General features: G+C 54.0%; 17 protein-coding genes and 3 pseudogenes. 8 read left to right on the forward strand and 12 right to left on the reverse strand.

Annotated elements, in window-relative coordinates:
* On the forward strand, positions 1–1,152 hold a 1,152-nt coding region (locus ACR3E4_RS21545; RefSeq protein WP_480567279.1), incomplete at its 5' end, for a mechanosensitive ion channel family protein.
* Between the two features lie 113 nt (positions 1,153–1,265).
* A complete protein-coding gene (locus ACR3E4_RS21550) occupies positions 1,266–2,777 on the forward strand; it encodes a Na+/H+ antiporter NhaC family protein (protein ID WP_480535171.1) in 1,512 nt (503 codons plus the stop codon).
* Positions 2,778–3,162: 385 nt separating this feature from the next.
* Here ACR3E4_RS21550 and ACR3E4_RS21555 read toward each other — a convergent pair whose 3' ends face one another.
* Positions 3,163–3,474, reverse strand: coding sequence for an antibiotic biosynthesis monooxygenase family protein (locus ACR3E4_RS21555; RefSeq protein ID WP_353392269.1), 312 nt, complete (start codon positions 3,472–3,474; stop codon positions 3,163–3,165).
* Between the two features lie 257 nt (positions 3,475–3,731).
* Here ACR3E4_RS21555 and ACR3E4_RS21560 point away from each other — a divergent pair, with 257 nt between their 5' ends.
* From ACR3E4_RS21560 to ACR3E4_RS21570, 3 genes are read left to right on the forward strand one after another with little or no spacing between them, the layout of a single operon-like run.
* Positions 3,732–5,390, forward strand: coding sequence for an amidohydrolase (locus ACR3E4_RS21560; protein WP_480535169.1), 1,659 nt, complete (start codon positions 3,732–3,734; stop codon positions 5,388–5,390).
* On the forward strand, positions 5,383–5,625 hold the full coding sequence (locus ACR3E4_RS21565; RefSeq protein WP_480567282.1) for a hypothetical protein: 243 nt from the start codon (positions 5,383–5,385) through the stop codon (positions 5,623–5,625). The genes ACR3E4_RS21560 and ACR3E4_RS21565 overlap by 8 nt, the downstream gene beginning before the upstream one ends.
* A complete protein-coding gene (locus ACR3E4_RS21570) occupies positions 5,619–6,518 on the forward strand; it encodes a CobW family GTP-binding protein (protein WP_480567284.1) in 900 nt (299 codons plus the stop codon). Before ACR3E4_RS21565 ends, ACR3E4_RS21570 begins: the two co-directional genes overlap by 7 nt.
* A 325-nt stretch (positions 6,519–6,843) precedes the next feature.
* Here ACR3E4_RS21570 and ACR3E4_RS21575 read toward each other — a convergent pair whose 3' ends face one another.
* The 4 genes from ACR3E4_RS21575 to ACR3E4_RS21590 all read right to left on the reverse strand — a co-directional run bounded on the left by ACR3E4_RS21575 (position 6,844) and on the right by ACR3E4_RS21590 (position 10,246).
* Positions 6,844–7,218 (reverse strand): hypothetical protein, encoded by a 375-nt coding sequence (locus ACR3E4_RS21575; protein ID WP_480535167.1) that lies wholly within the window; start codon positions 7,216–7,218, stop codon positions 6,844–6,846.
* Between the two features lie 319 nt (positions 7,219–7,537).
* On the reverse strand, positions 7,538–8,266 hold the full coding sequence (istB, locus tag ACR3E4_RS21580) for an IS21-like element helper ATPase IstB (RefSeq protein WP_480535166.1): 729 nt from the start codon (positions 8,264–8,266) through the stop codon (positions 7,538–7,540).
* Positions 8,199–9,764: an IS21 family transposase gene (gene istA / locus ACR3E4_RS21585; protein WP_480535165.1), complete on the reverse strand. Its 1,566-nt coding sequence runs from the start codon at positions 9,762–9,764 to the stop codon at positions 8,199–8,201. Before istA ends, istB begins: the two co-directional genes overlap by 68 nt.
* Before the next feature lie 74 nt (positions 9,765–9,838).
* Positions 9,839–10,246, reverse strand: a complete 408-nt coding sequence (locus tag ACR3E4_RS21590; protein ID WP_480535164.1) for a hypothetical protein — start codon at positions 10,244–10,246, stop codon at positions 9,839–9,841.
* 302 nt (positions 10,247–10,548) lie between these two features.
* On the opposite strand from ACR3E4_RS21590, the gene ACR3E4_RS21595 reads away from it, so the two are divergent.
* The gene (locus tag ACR3E4_RS21595; protein ID WP_480535163.1) at positions 10,549–10,863 is read left to right on the forward strand and encodes a hypothetical protein; all 315 of its coding nucleotides are present in this window, start codon (positions 10,549–10,551) and stop codon (positions 10,861–10,863) included.
* 185 nt (positions 10,864–11,048) lie between these two features.
* On the opposite strand, the pseudogene ACR3E4_RS21600 reads toward ACR3E4_RS21595, so the two are convergent.
* A pseudogene (locus ACR3E4_RS21600) lies at positions 11,049–11,675 on the reverse strand (ISKra4 family transposase); the annotation flags it as partial.
* A gap of 201 nt (positions 11,676–11,876) precedes the next feature.
* Here ACR3E4_RS21600 and ACR3E4_RS21605 point away from each other — a divergent pair.
* Entirely contained in the window at positions 11,877–12,206 is a 330-nt protein-coding gene (locus tag ACR3E4_RS21605) for a hypothetical protein (RefSeq protein WP_480567287.1), read from the forward strand.
* A 5-nt stretch (positions 12,207–12,211) separates the two neighbouring features.
* The gene (locus ACR3E4_RS21610; protein WP_480567342.1) at positions 12,212–12,451 is read left to right on the forward strand and encodes a hypothetical protein; all 240 of its coding nucleotides are present in this window, start codon (positions 12,212–12,214) and stop codon (positions 12,449–12,451) included.
* Positions 12,452–12,516: 65 nt separating this feature from the next.
* Here the strand turns inward: ACR3E4_RS21610 and ACR3E4_RS21615 are convergent.
* From ACR3E4_RS21615 to ACR3E4_RS21640, 6 genes and pseudogenes are all read right to left on the reverse strand, one after another.
* Positions 12,517–12,906, reverse strand: a pseudogene (locus tag ACR3E4_RS21615) (IS6 family transposase); the annotation flags it as partial.
* Positions 12,907–12,990: 84 nt separating this feature from the next.
* Positions 12,991–13,107, reverse strand: a pseudogene (locus ACR3E4_RS21620) (IS5/IS1182 family transposase); the annotation flags it as partial.
* A gap of 160 nt (positions 13,108–13,267) precedes the next feature.
* A complete protein-coding gene (locus ACR3E4_RS21625; protein ID WP_480535161.1) occupies positions 13,268–16,336 on the reverse strand; it encodes an efflux RND transporter permease subunit in 3,069 nt (1,022 codons plus the stop codon).
* 21 nt (positions 16,337–16,357) lie between these two features.
* Positions 16,358–17,551, reverse strand: a complete 1,194-nt coding sequence (locus ACR3E4_RS21630; RefSeq protein ID WP_480567291.1) for an efflux RND transporter periplasmic adaptor subunit — start codon at positions 17,549–17,551, stop codon at positions 16,358–16,360.
* 632 nt (positions 17,552–18,183) lie between these two features.
* A complete protein-coding gene (locus ACR3E4_RS21635) occupies positions 18,184–18,678 on the reverse strand; it encodes a zinc-binding dehydrogenase (protein ID WP_480567293.1) in 495 nt (164 codons plus the stop codon).
* Positions 18,675–19,220, reverse strand: a complete 546-nt coding sequence (locus ACR3E4_RS21640) for an alcohol dehydrogenase catalytic domain-containing protein (protein ID WP_480567294.1) — start codon at positions 19,218–19,220, stop codon at positions 18,675–18,677. Before ACR3E4_RS21640 ends, ACR3E4_RS21635 begins: the two co-directional genes overlap by 4 nt.
* Positions 19,221–19,542: the final 322 nt, after the last annotated feature.

Consider the following 19,542-nt stretch of genomic DNA (forward strand, 5'->3'; position numbering starts at 1 on the left):
CTCGCGCTAAACAATTTCTTTAACAACCAACTCTTTTTGACAGGTTCTTTCGCTCTAACGGAGACCTTCTTTGCTACAATCACGATCTATGCAGCTGCGGCCTTAACCTTCTGGCGGTTTATGTCGCTCTTAAGCGACAGGGTAGCCGAGAAAAAAACGTCCATCGTGCGTCAGTATGATGAAAGTATGATGCGGTTGCTCAACCATATTATCGCTCTTGTTGGAGCCACATGGATTCTCGCCTATGGTGCGCAAACCCTCGGGTTCCCGCTCTTAAGCATTATCGCAGGACTTGGCGTTGGCGGGCTTGCAGTCGCGCTCGCGATCCGCCCGACCCTTGAGAACCTGATCAGCGGCTTTGTGATCTATATGGAAAAGGCTGTGAAGGTTGGTGATTATTGCTCGTTCCTCGACAAGGAAGGAACAATTGAAAGCATTGGAGTACGATCAACCCACGTTCGTGGCTTGGACCGAACCACGATAGCCATTCCGAATTCAAAGTTTGTTAATATGGAGCTCGTCAACTGGGCCCGTTGTGATGAAATGATGATCCGGACAACGCTCGGCTTGCGACTTGAAACGGATACCGACCAGTTGAGGTACGTTCTCGCCGAAATTCGTTCAATGATGTATGCACACCCACGTATCACTTCAGATACAGCGCGGGTAAGGTTTATTGGTTATGGAGACTCATCTCTGAATATTGAAATCCGTGTTTACGCTCAAACCCGCGAGTGGAACGCATTTTATGCAATTCAGGAAGATGTCTTGTTCAGAACGAAGGAAATTGTCGAAGCTTCGGGTACTGGCTTCGCGTTTCCCAGCCAAACTGTTTACATGTCTCAGGACGGAGGGCTTGATGCGGCAAAGTCGAAGCATGCTGTTGAACAGGTTGAACAGTGGCGCGGCCGACGTGATCTTCCATTCCCGGATTTTTCAACTGCCGAACGCGACAGGCTTGAGGGCACGTTACGTTACCCCCCAAGAGGATCTCCGGAATTTGATGGCCCGGATGATGAGAAGAGCAGTGTTGAGGAACCGTTGTCCGTTGAAGAGCCTGAAGCTGAAGAGACAAGCAACGGCGAGGATAGTGCACCTAACGATGAAGAAAATAGCCCACTCCCTCAAACGCGAGATGACAAACCCTCATGAACGAGCGCCGTGGGAAGTCCTACTTTCAAACTCCCATTTGGTCTCAGGAACTTAGCTACAAACAACCGGAAACCAATTGAACCTTCAAATAATCGGCTCAGGAGATTGATGTTATGAGCGATGACGTGGAATCTCGCACCACCAGTTCTTTGATCGCCTCGCTCGTAACCGTCGGCGGAATGGTGGCACTGATATTCGCATCAGTTTTACTGTTCGGTGAAAAGGCCGAAGATGGTCCATTACAGATTGCCATGACACTTGGTCTCACACTTGCACTTGTGATCGCCATCACGACTGGCAATTCCGCCGAAGACCTCGCGGCGGTCATGTCCGATAGTATCAATTCAGCTCTGGGAACAATTTTTGTGCTGATTGCGGTGGGTGCTCTAATTGGAGCACTTTTTATGTCTGGGACGATTGCTTCAGTGATTTATTTCGGAGCTCAATACGGTTCGCCGCGCTTTCTGTACATAATCGTCTTTGTGGTCGCATCTGGTCTTTCGTATGCAATTGGAAGTTCATTCACCACGATAGCCGCTGTGGGTTTGCCGTTTGTGGCTCTCGCACCAGCTATGCAAGTTTCTCCACTGGTCACAGCAGCCGCTGCCGTTTGTGGAGCGTTTACGGGTGATAGCCTAGGTCGAATTTCGGATACCTTCATTCTCACGGCATCGGTGGTGGGTGCCGAAGCTAAGGACCACGCACGCGCGCTACGTACTGTCCTTGCGCCTGGCTGGATTGCTAGCGCAGTGCTTTTCCTTTTTCTTGGTTGGCGACACGGTATGTCTGACAATTATGACAGTGCTCAAATACTCCAGGCTATTGACGAGCATTTTACCGTGTCTTTCATCTCATTCTTGCCACTCATCTTGGTTCTCGTGCTGTCGGCGCGGACGACCGCGTTCTTGTCGCTGATGGCAGGAGCAATAACTGCGGCAGTACTCGCTGCATTTACACAGCAGGATCTGATTGACGCATTAATGATCGACGAGGGCCTTGGAGCGTTAGGAGGCTGGGGTAAGCTTTCACTTGAAGTATTGGGCAACGGTTTTTCACTAAACAGCGGGAGTGCAACACTCGATTCCACGTTCGTAGGCGGTGGCGTTGTGTCCATGTTGCCGACTATTTGGTTGATACTCGTTGCGGCTGCATTTGGAGCGCTGGTCGAGTTTACCGGGATGCTTAGGCGCTTGCTTGCTCCGCTGCTGGCATGGGCCACTGGCGGCGCACGTCTGATTGTCGCTACAGCAGTAACTGGAATTGGCTTGAACGCGGCTACGGCAGATCCTTACATGTCGATAATACTAAATTCAGCGACCTATCGAGAACGCTATATAAAGGCTCGTCTGGAACCATATGTCGCCTCAGCAGCAATAGCGGGATCAGGGTCCATTTTTTCACCATTGATTCCGTGGAACGTTCATGGCGCCTTTGTGGCGGGCACAATGGGCATAGGCGTTCTTTCGATAGCGCCTTACGCCGTCCTGCTCTGGATCACACCCGTCGTTTTGATTGGTATTGGAATTACAAAGTTCAAGCGGGATGAAATCCCAGATTCCGTGACCGCGGAAGAGTCCTATGGTTCCGAACCCAGCGAACTACCGCAGCGGCGAACCTCAACTTAGAGGGCCGAAAATTTTCCGGCTTGGGGTCGCTTTCTGGAACGCGTTGAGACTTCGGCGACTATGCGGCTAACTGCATGATTAAAAAACTTTTCATACAAATGCATATGTGAGATGCCAATGAAAAATGGACTTATGCTATCTGAGAAGGGCAGGGCGGTATCAGTCAAAGCTCTCTCAAGCCAATAAATGATTGGAGCTAAAAACAAAAAACCCGCCGGGTGTGACGGGGTGCCGGCCAGTGGCGAAATTTTGCATCGGTTCAACCCATCGAAAGAGCCGGAATGACTGCCCAGCGGCGCAGTCTTACAAATGACGCACTAAAAACGGAGTCCTGCGTCTGCCCTCAGGCGCAGGGAAAAACCAAGAAGCAAAAGCGATTTTGTTGCTATTTTTGTGCGACGGTGTGCAGACTGTCGAACATGAGTGTATGCATGTCAGTCGCTTCGTAACCTTTTTCTGTTAGGAAGCCGAGGGCGTCCACATTCTGCTTGTCACGAATGGGGCTTGCGACCCATTGCTCGTAGGCGGCTTTATCCGTCCAGTTGCACATAACGCAAAGCTGCCCATCGCCTTCATGCGACACCATCAACTCGCCGTGGCGAAAGCCTGGAATGGCATCGGCGCATTCCTCGATAATGTTGCGGTGAATGAATGCTTCTGCGGTTTGCTTTGCCTTCTCCGCAGGCACTTTTATCATGAGAAGTGTCCAAAACGACATTTTAGAATCCTTGTTTCCATAATCACGAGGGATAAGCCCGAAGTGGCTCATAAGAATCTGTGTCCAGTCTCATACACGATGCTGACACGGATCCTCCCACTCACGTAACTCAATATGCTTATTTTTCGTTTTAGGCGAGGATTGCGGTTGTGTGCATTGTCCGACTCTCCACAATTTACTTTGATTGCCCGATCCCGAGCATTAACCTTGTTATGGAGATATTTTAGGAGTTTGGGATGACCAAGGAAAAAGTCACGGTTTTCACCGCTAAGAAATTTTGCACGATGGACCCGGGCCGACCTGAGGCTGATGCCGTCGCGGTTTTGAACGGCCGTATCCTTTCGCTCGGAACGATAGATCAGATGCAGCCTTGGCTGTCGCGCTACGACGTGACGGTCGATGAAACTCTGAAAGACAAAATCGTCTTGCCAGGCTTGATCGAGCCGCATTCGCATTGCTGGATGTCCGCAGGCTTCATGGCGGTCGACTACATCGGGCCGCTGCCTTGGCCGGGACGCGAGGGCATGAACCCTGCGCATCCGCACTTTGACGATGTGATCGAATATCTTGGCGAACTCCACGAGACGAAAAAGGAAGGTGAACCCATCATCGCATGGGGCTTTGACCCCGCGAACCAAGGCGGGTCGATTGATCGTGACACGCTCGACAAGATCACGGCCACGCGGCCCATTTACATTTTGGGTTTTGCACCGCATTTCGCCTATCTGAACTCAGCTGCCATCGAAATGGCCAACGTGGCGGATGGTGCAAACCCGACCCACATTTTGCAGTATCCGGACGGGCGCTTGAACGGCGTTTTCACGGAGGTGGAAGGTGTTTCGATTGGCATCGCCCCGATCATGCCAATTATCGCCCAATTGGGTGGCGTGGACGGCTTGAAGTTTTTTGGTCAAATTGCTCTAAAGGCAGGCATTACGACAGTCGCCGACCTTATGTTCGGCGTGATGAACATTGACGCCGAACTGAATGACCACGTAACTGCAACAGAAGACCCGAACCTGCCTATCCGGTTCTGTCTGAAACCGCATGCCATGTCCTTTGTGGGGGCGCATGGGGACAAGGCATCGGACGTTGTTTGGGAGCTCGCCAAGCACGAAAAGGACAACCTGTTTATTGGCGGTGTTAAATTCCTGAGCGACGGGTCGTTCCCACTCATGGGAGCGCTGTTGAACTTTCCCGGCTACCTGGACGGTGGAAATGGTTTCCCGGGCGACGCCACTTATGAAGGCATGGTGCCGTTTTGGAAAGGTGGCCACCAGATCCACTGCCATGCCAATGGCGATCAGGCGGTAGACTTTACTTTGGACTTGCTTGCTCGATTACAGGCAGAACATCCTCGGTTCGATCATCGGTTTACCATCGAGCACTATGCCATGAGCAACCCGATGCAGGCGCGCCGCCTTAAGGCCCTTGGCGGTAACGCCAGTGTGAACAATTACTTCTCGCATTTCCGCGCTCTCCTGCATTCTGAAAATGCCTATGGCCCAGACCGCGCGCAGACCGAAGCCCGCCTTGGAAGTTTGGAAAAAGAGGGCGTGATTTTTGCGCTGCACTCCGATTACCCGCAGGTCGTCGTGCCAATGCATCCTTTGACAGCCGTGTATGCAGCCGTCACTCGTCTGGCCGAAGACGAAAAGACAGTCGTCGCACCTGGCGAGCGGATCAGTGTGGAGCGGGCATTGCGCGCTGTTACTATTGATGCCGCCTACATTCTCAATCTCGAAAACGAAATTGGAAGCCTTGAAGTTGGCAAGTTCGCGGATTTTTGCGTCTTGGAGGAAGACCCGATGGAAGTCGAACCAGATAAAATCAAAGACATTGGTATTTGGGGCACAGTCTTGGGTGGACGCGTTATTGAGGCGCCGAATGACTGAGCGCCCGCATGCTCAAAACACCGCGTCGCGGCATGATCAATTCATGCGAGCGCTTGACCAGAGGCAAACAATTGCTGGCTTGATCTTTGCCGCCATGTCGATGCCTCGCGAATTGGCGGCCCCTGCAAGGTCGCTGCCTTTAACAATCATCGGAGGATTTCTCGGCGCGGGGAAACCACTCTACTCAATCGGTTACTGGCGGACCCGCAAGGCCGCAAAATCGCTGTTTTGGTGAACGACTTCGGCAAGATCAACATCGATGCGGAACTTATTGCCGAACAAACCGACGACACGATTACTTTGACCAACGGGTGCGCCTTGTGCTGTTGCAGTGACCTGTCCAAATCACTCGTCGACATTGCACAGCGTAGAGATCGCCCAGATGCCATCGTTCTGGAATGTAGCGGCATTTCCGAACCCGGCTCGATTGCTCAGATCGCGCTTGCAAATGAAGCGATCCGGCTTGACGGTATCATCACAGTTGTCGACGCGGAAACACTTGAAGCACGTGCGAGCGACCCTGCGACACGCGAATTATTCAACGCCCAACTCGTGTCAGCGGACATGATTTTGCTGAGCAAACTTGATTTGCTTTCCGATGAAAGCCGCGCTCGAGCAAAGTCGCGCGTCGGGGCTCTGTATGCGGATACGCCAATACTTGAGGCTATTGAAGGCCGGATACCGACAGATGTGGCGCTTGGTATAGACACAGATCAGGACGTCTCCGCTTATGAATCCCCTGCGCCCGTAGCCGGACACGGTTTTGAAACCGTCAGTGTGGAAACCAACGACGCGCTCGACGAAAAAGCTTTGCAGCAATTCTTCTCTGATCTGCCTGATACGATACTCAGGGCAAAGGGATTCGTTTTCATTGCCCAAAAGCCGGATCAGCGTTTGATCTTCCAAAGAGTCGGTTCCAGATGGAGCATGCGAGAGGGCGACTGTTGGACAGAGACAGATCCACACACGCGTCTGGTCTTCATAGGGCCGAAAGGACAAGTCTATGGCGACACACTGCGCGGGGTGTTCTTTCTTGCAAGGCGCAAAAACAAGATAAGCGCTTCTACAGATGTCACTGTGCCCTTAATTCCCGGACGGAGTGTCCTGTGGATAAGTCGTGTGGGATGATCTTGTCTAATTAAGTAGAGAACCCAAAAGAAAGAGCGCTAGCGGTTGAACGGGCCAACGCGCCGCGTCCAAAAATGGAACTTGAGGAGGCGGGGCAGGATGCTGGGACGCGTCGTTACTTCGGTTACTATGCGACTAACTAACTGATAAAAAATATTTTTTCACATGAATCCAGATGTGAGATGCCAATGAACAATGGACTTATGCGATCTGAGAAGGGCAGGGCGTTATCAGTCAAAGCTCCCTCAAGCCAATTAATGATTGGAGCCAAAAACAAAAAACCCGCCGGGTGTGACGGGATTTCGGTGAAAACTTGGATGTCTTTTCACATTGTCAGGCCGGAAACCTCTTTATTTTCTTCGGCCCACCGACGGAATTCACTAACGACCTGCTCAGCGAGGTCTTCGACCGTGCCAGCTTCAACGAATTGAGCGGCGACCCAGTGAACCCCGACTTCTCCGTTCTCGAGCTGGTAATATGTGCGATCACCGTCACTGTTGAAATCGGCAAATGCCTCGATCTCTCGAGCCTCTAGTAGTTCGTAGGCCTTCTCTTCGATTTGGCCGTTCAGTTGAGTGTCGATGTCAGGATCATGTTCCGGCCAAACACCAGCACTGATTGTCGCCGCAAGCGCTCGACCGCTGCCAGGATTGGAATTGGCGAAGGGGGTAACGCCATTGATATTATGTGTTGTGCGCATGTTTGTACTGCTCCATTTTCCTGCGACTTATATTGTAGACTTCATTCAAACTAGTGAATTCCACGTGAGAAGCTGTCATTGTGGGATTCAGGCCAAACCCAGAAAAAATATCAGGCAACAGCTGACAGCGCAGTCGATCTGCAACTGCGATTTCGAAATTGTCCCGATGCGCCTAGGCCGCACTTACGATGTCAATCGGCATTGAACTTTAACCCCCTATCGGCATCCAACTTTGACCCCTTTTGTGATGAGCAGGCCCGGCGCTGCGTAGTCTCCATTTAACGCAGCGGCGACGGGCCTGCGGGGTTTGAGATTGGCGTTATGCCCGGTTCTTGAAGCGCCAGCTTTCGTTTCCGGTTTCGACGATCTCGCAGTGGTGTGTGAGCCTGTCGAGGAGTGCGGTGGTCATCTTGGCATCACCGAAGACACTTGGCCATTCGCCGAATGCCAGGTTTGTTGTGACAATGATCGAGGTGCGTTCGTAGAGCTTGCTGACAAGATGGAATAGGAGTTGACCACCGGTCTGGGCGAAGGGGAGATAACCCAGTTCATCCAAGATCAGGAAGTCGAGCCGTGAGATCAGATCGGCGGTGCGCCCCTGGCGTTCTGCGCGGGCCTCAGCGTCCAATTTGTTCACCAGATCGACCACGTTGAAGAACCGGCCCCGGCGTCCGGCCCGGATGCACGCCCTGGCGATGCTGACGGCGAGATGGGTTTTGCCAGTTCCGGTGCCGCCGATCAGCACAAGGTTGCGCTGGTGATCCAGGAAGTCTCCGGTGGCCAGGTCGCGGATCAGGGTCTCGTTCGCCTCGGCGGTCTCGAAGTCGAACTCTTCCAGTTCCTTTGCCAGGGGCAGTTTGGCGATAGTCATTTGGTATTTGACAGACCGCGCCTGCTTCTCGCGGATCTCGGCGGTCAGCAGGTCACCGATGATCTGCTGCGGCTCGTGCTGCCGTTTGACGGCGGTCGTCAGAACCTCGTCATAGGCGGCTCTCATTCCGTAGAGCTTTAGCTTTCCCATCGCGTCGATCACGTCTGATCGTTCCATTTGTCCGTCTCCTCAAGCTGTCATATCGGTTGCAGTCGGCAATTGGCTCGCTGGCCAGCTTCAACGCATCTGGCGTCGCAATTGTCAGGGGCGGTGGCGGTTCGCGGTGTCGAGCCAGGATGTTCAGGACAACACCGGCGGAATGAACGTTGTGCGATAACGCCTCGGCGCAGGCCGCCTCTACCGCTTCGATCCCATCTGTCAGCACAGCACTCAGGATATCGACCATCTGCCGATCCCCGCCAGGCTGGCGTTCGAGCTTGCGCCGCACGCGGCGGATCGCAATCGGCAGGTCCCACTCCTTGAACGGTGCACCATTACGCAATGCCCCCGGCTTGCGGGCGAGAACTGGTATGTAATGCAGGGGATCGTAGACTGTGTGGTCGCGCCCGAAGGTACGCTCGTGTTGGCCGACAATCCGTCCATCCTGCCAGCATTCCAGCCGATCAGCATAGGCGCGGATCTCGACAGGTCGGCCGACCGCACGCGCATCGACCGAGTATCTGTTCTTGTCGAAGCGCACGAGGCAGGTCTTGGAGACGGAGGCCGGAACCGCGTGGAATCCATCGAACGGGCCGACATAAGGAACGAGGCTGGGACGCTCCTCTTTGAACACCTCCCAGATGGTCTTGTCGCGCATCTCCGGGTGTTTGTTTGCCTTGGCATAGGCCAGGCACCGGTCCTCCAGCCAAGCATTCAGCTCGGTGTAGGATTTGAACTTTGGGCGCGGCACGAAGAAGCGCCGCCGGATCACGCCCACCTGGTTCTCGACCTGTCCCTTCTCCCAGCCTGAAGCCGGGGTGCAGGCGACCGGATCGACCAGATAATGCCCACACATTTTCTGGAACCGCCGGTTATAGGCCCGGTCCTTGCCGACAAAGATCGCATCCACCGCAGTCTTCATGTTGTCATAGATGCCCCGCGCACAGGCCCCGCCGAAGAAGGCGAAGGCCTTGTCATGGGCATCAAAGACCATCTCTTGTGTCTCTCTGGGATAGGCCCGCACAAACGGCATCCGGCTGTGGCTCAGGCGGACATGCGCAACCTTCACCGTCACGGTCGCGCCGTCGAGTATGACAATCTCATGGCTCCAGTCGAACTGATAAGCTTCGCCGGGATCGAAGCTGAGCGGCACATAGGCCGCCGCAGACGCTTCCCGCGTTGCCTTCGACCAACGGGCCGCATAGCGCCGCACCGCATCATAGCTGCCATCATAACCGCGGTTGCGCAGGTCCTCGTAAATCCGAACAAGGGTCAGACGTTGGCGTTTCGGTTGCCGGGCGTTCTCGGCCAAGATCTCATCCAGATCGGAACGCCAGGGATCAATCTTGGGGCGGGGCTGCGTGGACCGGTCATAACTGAATTCCGTCGCTCCGGATCGCACCACTTTGCGCACCGTATTCCGCGATACCCGAAGCTCCCGGCTAATCTGCTTGATCGACTTCCTCTGGATGAAATACGCCCGCCTGATCTTCGCAATCGTCTCCACAACCAACATCCCCAAATCGCTCCCTCAAATCTGCGAGGAAGCTAACGAAACCAAATACCAGGGGGGTCAACTTTGGACGCCGATTACCCCAGTACAGGGGTCAATTTTGCATGCCGGTTCACAGCAAAGCCGCCATTGGCGAGCTGTTCTACTTTTGTCACTGAGATCGAGTAGCAAGCGAAAGCTAGGTACGAGCCAGGGAGAAGCACAGGAAGAAAGTACCCTAAGAATAACGTGCTAAGTTTCTCGATCACGGTGTCTGGCTGTTCAGGCAGGAGACACATGACATGATTGGCAAATAACTTGTGACGGTAAGCGGTGTTACAGGTGCCGACGAAGCCAATGATGGCACCACAGATACACGCGAGAAAGACCTCAGGCTCGACTATCATTTGCCTTATCTCAGGCGGTGTAAGGCGATGCAGCAAGGCTACAAAAATCGCCAGTATGACGACCAAGCTGATTGATTTAGGGTATTTCTTGAAGAACATGTAGCTCACCTCTTAGTGTCAAAAAGTGAGCTTTGGTCCTTAAAATTGCTTTTCATGGGGTAATAAGATGAGTGAAAGTGGCCTGGACTGGGATGAAATGACCGAGGCGATGGAAATCATGGCCAAAGCAGTCGGCGCTCATGCATCAGTAAAAACAAGTATGGTCGCCTACGGGTTGAATTTCCAGTGCTCCCTGACAACGAGGAGCATGCTAAAGCACTGTATACGTTTGCAGAACTGGTCGAGGCAGCGTCCTGAGCGGCCAATATTGTAGTCGAAAACTTGAAAGTAGAAGCAATAAGATGTCTGACCAGAAAAACAAGAAATTCCAAATAGGTCTGCTGGATGGAGCGGTTGGGTCACCTCCTGATTTCATTTCTGATCAAGATAGCTCTAGTGATGAGATCAAGGCCTACAGTTCGGACATGAGCCCTGAGGAGGTCCATATCTGGGCTGAGAAAGCTCAGCTCAGAATTGATCTCTTGGAAGGTGCGCTGCGTGATGCGCGAGACACTTTTGAGGATGTGGACCGGTCGTCAAATAATCAGGGTGCAGTCAGAACAGCTGCTGGCCGAGGTATCGATGAAATATACCGAGCCCTCAGCGACAGGGTTTGAAGACCGTCGGTCAAGGCTAATAATCTAAATTATGATAAATTTGTGCGAGCCCTATCCGTGCGCTCCAATTGTTCAATCCAGAGACTTTTCCTGACGAGCTTTCCTCGATCTCGTGGGGTCCGCTACGGCTGAGTGCAGAATGACACCCTAAGGCCGGAGATCACCTGGTTTTCCATCTGTATTCGCCTGTGAGCAGGATATGCGCTGTCCAGAAAGACCGTAACCTCGGTAGGTTTTGCTAGAATGGCCGTATCCGTCGGTTCCTCGCAACAGCGATCTTCCAGGGCCTTGGCAACCGACGCAAGCCGGATCCGGATCGTTGCGTGGTTCTGGGTGGCGCAAGGTGTGAGCTCGTTCAACAGACGCGCGGCTTCCCGAAAACTATGCCGGGCACCCAGCTCGGCTTGAAGCCTCCTAAATTCGGGTGTGGCATTGTCTTTCAAAATCCGCGTGAGCGGAGAATACGCTGCCTTGAAGGCGGGAAAGCCCGGGAAGCCGCACATACACATCCGGACCCGAGGCGCTTCGACAGTCACACGACCGAAATGAGTATCGACACGTCGCTTGCGACGATCATGCACAGGCAAATACGAATGGCAGTGACGGCATACCCGCGCGACTTCGCTGATTTCTTCCACTTGATCCTGGAGAACAGCACGCTGTTCTTCTTTCAAGATCGATTTGCCCTCAGCGAGGCTGATACCAAGGCCGTCTTCCGACGGATCGATAGAACACCGCTCAATGACGCCAATATCATGGGACCGGCACTCGCCCCACCCAAACTCCGTTTCAATCCTGATCCGAACTTTCACACCAAATCCTCCTGCGACAAAGACATCAGGATAGACCGAGATCAATTTAGGTCCCCAAGGTTTTTCCACTCCCACCATACTGTACCCTTAATTGCCTTACTGTCGGAACTGTGGATGAGTGTCGGCCTATTGGGGCGGGGGATTTGCGTGGTAAATGAGCGCCTTGCGAAACACCTTGCAGCGGTTCTTCGGCCGATCCTGGTGCTTGAGAAGAGAGGTGAGCCGATCAGCGCGGCGATCGGAGATGCCGCTTGGGAACTGGGCTTGGCGAAAAGCCACACATGGTTGCTTTACCGGCGTCTGAGAGAGAACGATGCACGTGCCACGGCGTTGGAGTTGGACCGTCGCGGGCCGAAACCAGGGTCGAAACGGATTGCCGAAGGCGTCGAAATCATCATCTATGAGAGCTTGCGAAAATACTATCTGATCCGCGAGCGCTCGAGCTTTCTTCGCATCTGGCGCGAGATTCGTGCCGAGTGCGTGGCGAAGGGTTTCAGCCCCCGACCCGGAGAACGGTCAAGGCCCGTCTAGATGCTATGGATCAGCGAGAGGTCTTCCGGAAACGGCGCGGGGCAGAGGAGGCTGACAAGGTCTTTGCTGCGCGTCCGGGCCGCCTTGAAGTTTCAGCCCCGCTGGAAGTCGTTCAGATCGATCATACGACTTCGGACATCACCTTGGTCGATCACGTCAATCGACGTCCACTTGCGCGCCCCTATCTGACGGTGGCCATCGATGTCGCGAGCCGGATCGTCCTCGGGGTCCAGAAAACAGGCTGAAAACGCCATTTTTCATGTAAAGTTCGCGCGAGCCGGACAATATAGTCACTTTTATGCAGTGACCCCATCTTGCGTGGAAGGCCGTTGACCTCCAGCATTCGAGCAAAGAATTTAGTGGCGGCAGGCTTGTTCCGACGGTGTGAACGCATGAAATCGAGAGTTTTGCCGTGTTTGTCGACCGCTCGGTAGAGGTAAACCCATGATCCCTTTACTTTAATATATGTTTCGTCCATTCGCCAGGAGCGGTCGCATGGGCCTTTGCGGCGGCGTGCTGTTTCAGCGATTGCGCAAGAGTACCGTGTCACCCAGCGGTTCAGAGTGGTGTGATCGACGGAAACACCTCGCTCTGCCATGATCTCTTCCAGATCGCGGTAGGAAACGCCGTATCGAACGTAGAAGAATACTGCGAATAGGATCACATCTTTCGGGTACTGTGCACCTTTAAAAGAGATCATGGGCTGGCTTTCGACTTGATAGGACCGACGAGTCATTCACTCGTTAATTCCGAAAGCGTCAATGGCCAAAAGTTTGCAACGGAACCAGATAATCCCGCTCAAAACACGTCGATCATCAACCCTCGGCTTGCCATGGCTCTTCGGAAAGTAAGACAGAAGGTGCGCCATCTGTTCGTCACTCAGCCAGAATAGATTGCTCATGATATACCCCTGAAACTCAGGGGCTTGAATCACGCAGCCGAGATGGCGGCAACCAAATTATTAGGTCCAGAACCTAAGCAGTTGGTTCCGCGAACTGACGAAACGGACAGGTTCCGCGACTTATGAAGGAGCGCAGTCGTGCCATAAATCTGGAGAGCCTTTAGGAAATGGTGGACCTGTCTGCGGCTACACTTTTCCGCTCATCCATGATGAACATTAATCGGTAGACAGATGGAACAAACATCAGGGTCAGTGGTGAAGCGACGATCAAGCCGCCGATCATCAGTGTTGCCATCGGTTCGAACAGGGCGCCGCCATTGAGCGCCATCGGCACGAGACCGAGGGTTGTGGTCAGCGATGTCAGCATCACCGGCGTGACCCTTTTCTTTGCAGCGACCACAATCGCGTCGTCCAGAGCCAATGTTTCGCGTTCAATGTCGATCTGGTCGATCAACACAATTGCGTTGTTGATTATTATGCCCATCAAAGAGATCAGCCCCAGAATCGCAAAAAATGACAGCGGCTGTGAAGCTAGAAATAAAGCTGTAGGTGCACCGATCAGGATCATTGGAACTGTCAGAAACGTCAGCGTAACTCGTCGGACCGAATTGAACTGGAACATAAGTGCAGCAAGCATCACAAGCAAAGCCGCAGGCATGCCCGCCAGCAGCAGCCCGTTGATCTCGGCGCTACGCTCTGTCTCCCCACCCAGGTTGAGACGATATCCCGGCGGTAGTGATAGCTCCGAAAGATCCTCGGCCACCCATGCTTCGACCTCGGCGGCGGACAGATAGGCGCTTTTGCCCGATACCGTGATCTTGCGCATCTGATTTTCCCGGCGCAGCTGAGAGAATTCGAACTTGGGCGCGAAATCCGCGATCTGCGCCAATGAAATCAACCGACCATCCGCCGGGATCGACAGGTTTTCCAGGTCTTCCAGACTGTCCCGGAACGGTTCTTGCGCACGTACAACAATCGGGATGGAATCGGCGCCATCGCGGTACTCGGAATAGGGAACGCCCGAGAAATAGACCTCCATGACTTCCGAGACATCTTTAGAGGTCACGCCAAATTCACGCGCTTTGTCCTGGGCGATCTCAACAGTGAATTTGAGGGTTTTGTTGCCCCAGTCATTCTTGTTCAGAATTGCGCCGGGCACCGTGTCGAACGCATCCTGAACCTTGCGCGCAAGGCCGACCAGAACATCGGCGTTAGGGCCGGTGATTTCAACATCCACAATGCCCGATTCCTCGCCGCCCATGGCAAGGCGCGTGATGCGATAGCTGGCGGCAGGGCGCTGGGTGACCAGATAGTTGCGCGCGCGTTCGGCCGCAGCGACGGCGCTTTCGAAATCCTTGGTGTTGACCACGAAGAAGGCATTGGCCGGGTCAGAATCCGCCGGGTCCAGCGTCAGGAAAAACCTGGGGCCGCCGCTGGCCACAAACAGCGTGGTGCTGACGACTTCGGGGTTCTGTTCCGGGTCGCGCAGCCATGCATCGACCGCCAGCGCCTCATCCCGCGTGGCAGTGACCGCTGTGCCGCGTGGCATCTCAAGATAGATCAGGTACTCGGCCCGTTCGGCCAGAGGGAACATCTCACCTTTGAGCGAACCAAAGACAGTCGTGCCCGCAAGGATGATCCCGTAGATCACGCCTGCTACCAAAAGGCCTTTATGCAGCAGGAAACGGGTCAGATTGCCGTAGGAGCGGATCAACCAGGTTTCTTCCGTGGCCTGCGCCTTTTTCGACGGGCGCAGAAGATAGGTCGCCAGATAGGGCAGGATGTAGTGGGCGGTGATCCACGACCCCAGCAGCATAAAGGCGACGACGGCACCCAGCGAGAAGGCGTAATCGCCCTCGGCGCCTTCAAGGATCAGCATCGGGATAAAGGCCGACGCTGTGGTGACCGAGGCCACGGCCAGCGGGATAAAGAACTGGCTGCCAGCTTGTTCAGCGGCGGCTCTTGGGGTCTCACCCGCGTCCAGCCTGCTTTGGATCTCTTCGACCACGACAAGGCCGTTATCAACCAGCAGACCCAACGAAATGATGACCGCCGCGATCGAGACCTGCTCGATCGGAATTCCGGCCTGTGACATCAGGATCAGCGAGAACATCACCGAAAAGGGCACGATGCAGGACACCACAAATGCCGGGCGCAGCCCGAGGAACACCAGCATGACCACAAAGACGGTCAGAAAGGTTTGCCCAACATTTGTCAGCGCGCCGTTGATGGCCTGGGTGACGTTGGTTTCCTGAAAAGTCGAGATCGAGAACTGAATTCCGATGGGTTGCGTCGCTTCGAACTCGGGCAGGCGCTGCTTTAGGTCATCGCCAATGGTCTGGATATCGCGGCTGTTATCCATCTCGACCGACAGCAATAGCGCCGGTTCACCGTTGAAATAGATCGGAGCATCCGGCGGATCGACATAGCCGCGCCGAACGGTCAGCAGGTCCTGCAAACGGACCAGCCCGCTTAACCCAGGAACCTTGGTCAGAACCTCGCGGATGTCCTGAACGGTTTTCAGATCGCCATTGGCCTCAAGCATGATGTTGACGCCATTTGCATCCAGATTGCCCGCAGGAACGATGACGTTCTGGGCGCTCAGGTCCGACAATAGGCGATCCAGTTGTACCCCGACCGAGGCAAGCTTGCGGGTGTCAATCTCCAGCCAGATGCGTTCTTCCTGACGGCCTTCAATGGCAACTTTGGTGATCCCGCTAAGGGTATAGATCTGCTTTTGCAGGTCTTCCACCGCATCCCAAATCTCTTCATAGGTGAACCCTTCGCCAGTAACGGCGATTGTGGCGATGGCCACCGCGTCGAAATCGGTGTTCACAAACGGGCCAATTGTGCCTTGCGGCAACTGACCCATCGAGTCGTTCATCTTGTTGCGGATGTCCTGATAGACCCGCTCAAGCTCGGAATTGGGGACCGAGTCGTAGACCTCGAACTTCAGCTCGGCTTGGCCACGGGTGATCAGCGTGACGATGGTTTCGACTTCTTCGATCTCACGGCCCGCGCGTTCCAGCGGTTCTGCGATCAGCTCTTCGACCCGTTCCGGCGACATGCCGGGATACTGGGCCACCGCAATCGCCGTGCGCAGAGAGATTTCGGGGTCTTCGCGTTTGGGAAGTTGAATATACGAAATTGCCCCAAGCAAAAGCACCCCGATCATGACCAGTACGGTCAGTCGCGACTTTTTAATGCCGAACCGAGTCAGGAACCCCATGGGAAAACCCTCGCCTTACAATTAATTTTTGCTGTCAATAAGTTTGACGGGCTGCCCGTCGCGCAGGAAGGACACCCCGGCCGAGGCCACCCGATCACCGGGCTGCAGCCCTGAAATGACGATCAGAGAGTTATCCCGAAGGCCCGCAACAACGATTTCCTGTTGCCGGATCGTGCCGCTGTCTTCGTCATAGACGAAAGCGACCAGCGTTTCGGTCTGTTCGTTTGCGTCGTGATCAAGGTTGGTCAGGTCCGTGCTGACCGCCGTCAGCGGAACCAGATATCCAACGGCTTCGGGCAGCGGGAATTCAAGCGTTGTTTCAACGGCCATACCGGCCTTGAGGATCGGGTTATTGTCGGTCACGGAAACGACGACCGGATAGGCCGAAACAACGTCGGCCCTGCTGCCGATTTCTGTCACGACGGCCTCAAGCTTGACCCGGGGACGGTCCACCAGTTTGACGATTGCGGGCCCGCCAATTTCGATCTGGCTGGCAGCATCGAAATTGACCGAGAACGAGACCTCGAAACTGTCGCTAGCATAGATCGACGCGACCGGTGTTCCCGCGCTGACTGTGGCAGGAATCCGCGTCGACCGAGTTGACGTTCCCGGAATAGGGGCGTGAATCGTGGTTTTGGTCAGGTCTTCCTGCGCCGCCTCGACAACCTTCTTCGCCTGTGCCAGCGAGGCTTTTGAGGCCAGGAAATCAGTTTCGGCATTGTCCACCGAGACCTGCGTTACTGCCCCACGGTCCAGCAGGCTGCGCTGCCTTTTCAGTGTCCGTTCGGCATTGGTGAACTGCGCCTCGGCCTGCTCGACGGCGGCTTGTGCGTTTTCAAGCCGAATGCGCAGCAGGGTCGGATCCAGTTCGACCAGCACATCGCCTGTTTCGACCGCTTGACCGATCGACAGGTTCATCTCTTCAAGCGTTCCGCTGACCTCGAAGGACAGGGTCGTGATCGTGGCGGGTTCGAGAACACCGGGATAGTGGCGTGCGGTTGTTGACTGTGTGTCGGTGACCAGAAAGGTCTTTACCCCGCGAACAATGGCGCTTTGGTCCACTTCCTCTTCTTTACAGGCAGACAGAACGGCAAGGGTGAGAATGGGTACAAGTTTGAGGTAGCGCACCATTTTATGAGTGATCCCTTGTTGAGTGTTGTAAGTGAGCAGTTGCAGTTGTTCTGCTCCGGTAAGTTCTATTAGGGCAGGCTGCATTCACCCGGCCGCTTCAGCGCATTGAAACGTCGCAGTTCGAAAACTGCGCTAGCAGAGATGAAAGAGTGCAACATTAACAATTGTAAATTTCTTGAGTTTTCAACTGAAACGGCTTTGTTGCGCGAAGCCGTTGACCGGCCGACTGCCTCTTTCCTCAGACGAAAACCAAGGTGACAGGTTTACCAAAGATCAGGGAATTGTTTATGAGGGTATCCCGAATCTGGGTTTCTGCAACTTACCTTTCAAAGCCTCTCGCCGGAAGCGACTGCCTGAGTGACATGGTACAGTCTATCTGGCGCACGACACGGCGTCGGCGGTCTTATCCGATCCATCGTTGCCAAATATCGCAGTCCACGTATCGCGATGCATTGACGATTTCACTTCGGTCGATGGCTCCGGCACCGAGATCATTTCAAGATCAAATAGTATCGAAAGTGATCCCCGTTTTTATGCAATGGTGTACGAAGACCAGTTGGTGGTCTTTTGCTCCTTAAGGGTTTGACTGCTCATTCTGAAACTTTTTGGTGGGTGGGATTATCCATCGAATGGAGACCACCGGTATAGGAATGGCCGCGCGGAAGAGAAGAGCCATTGTCCGCAGCGTAAAGAGTGTCAGCTCAGAGCGGACCGCGTCAGGCACACTGCCATTTCAAAACGGTTTTTCCTTTGGCGCGACCAGTGCCAAGGTGCTCGTAGCCGTCAATGATATCCGCCATCGATAATTCGCGATCAATTACAGGCTTTATTTGGCCGCTAGCTACCTTAGTCATTATATGCTCGATACCTTCTTCATTGGGCTGCGCGATGGACCAAGCGTATTTTTTACCTGACAGGCCATAGCGAACTTTCTTGCTCAAAACTCGCCCTAGAGCATGCAGCCCGCCGATAACGAGCCCGCTGCGGTCTGTATAGGGCATAAGCTGGTGTACGATGGAAACATAACCGCCACCTTCCTTAACCAGGGCTGCTGTGTCCTTTTCATATGACCCGCCGAGCGTGTCATAGGCAAAGTCTACGTCTTTGACGATTTCGCGATAGTCCTGCGTGCGATAGTTAACAACAACGTCCGCGCCCAGGCCTTTGACCCAGCCAATGTTGGAGGGTCCACAAGTCGTCGAAACTTTCATTCCAAGGGATTTTCCCATTGTATTGCAAAGCTACCAACGCCACCTGAACCCGCGTGGACAAACAGATGTTTATCGGATGCGTTTTGGGGATCGAGTTTCAGCCGATCCACCAAGGCACTCCAGGTTGTCATGGCAACATACGGAATTGAAGCCAGTTCGGTAGGAGAAACATTGGACGGTGCCGCCGCCAAACAAGTTTCGGTGATTGCAGAGAACTGGGCGTGGGCGCCGGATTCCTTGATATCATTTACCCCAGCGACCTTGTCACCGACTTTGAACTTGATTGCTTCCGGACCCATGGCAACGATTTCTCCCACGATGTCACGACCGGCGATAAAGGGAAATTCTTCCGGCGCGGCCAGGCGCCGCAACCGTGATCCGTAACCCTGTACCATTCTCAGGTCGATAGGGTTTAGCGAGGATGCCAGAATTCGCACAAGAACCTGGTTCCCCTTAGGTTCGGGTATTGTCACCTCTTCGAGGTTAAGAACATTTTTTGGCTCGCCGTAAGAACGGGCAACCCATGCATGCATGGTGTTCATGCTATGAAGTCTCCTACAAGAAAGTTCACGTGTGATTTTTTATGACGTTTGGCACGAGACGGATTCAGGCTTCACGCGAGAAACAGAGGAAAAGGCTGACCATACCAAGTATCCCCGCCCCCCGGTGCGATACCGTGTGAACAACTTCGATGCGCTACAGGCGACGATCCTAATTGTCGCACTGAATGAGATGCCTCTTTCCGGGAACTTTAGCTGCTTCGCATGCTGAATGGGCTCATGCATGTTTTGCTCTTCAGTTTACAAGTGAGTGCAAGTCCAAATAGTCAGATCTAAAATCTCCGACTAAGGGAATATGCCAAAT

Source organism: Ruegeria sp. AP11 (assembly GCF_056535865.1).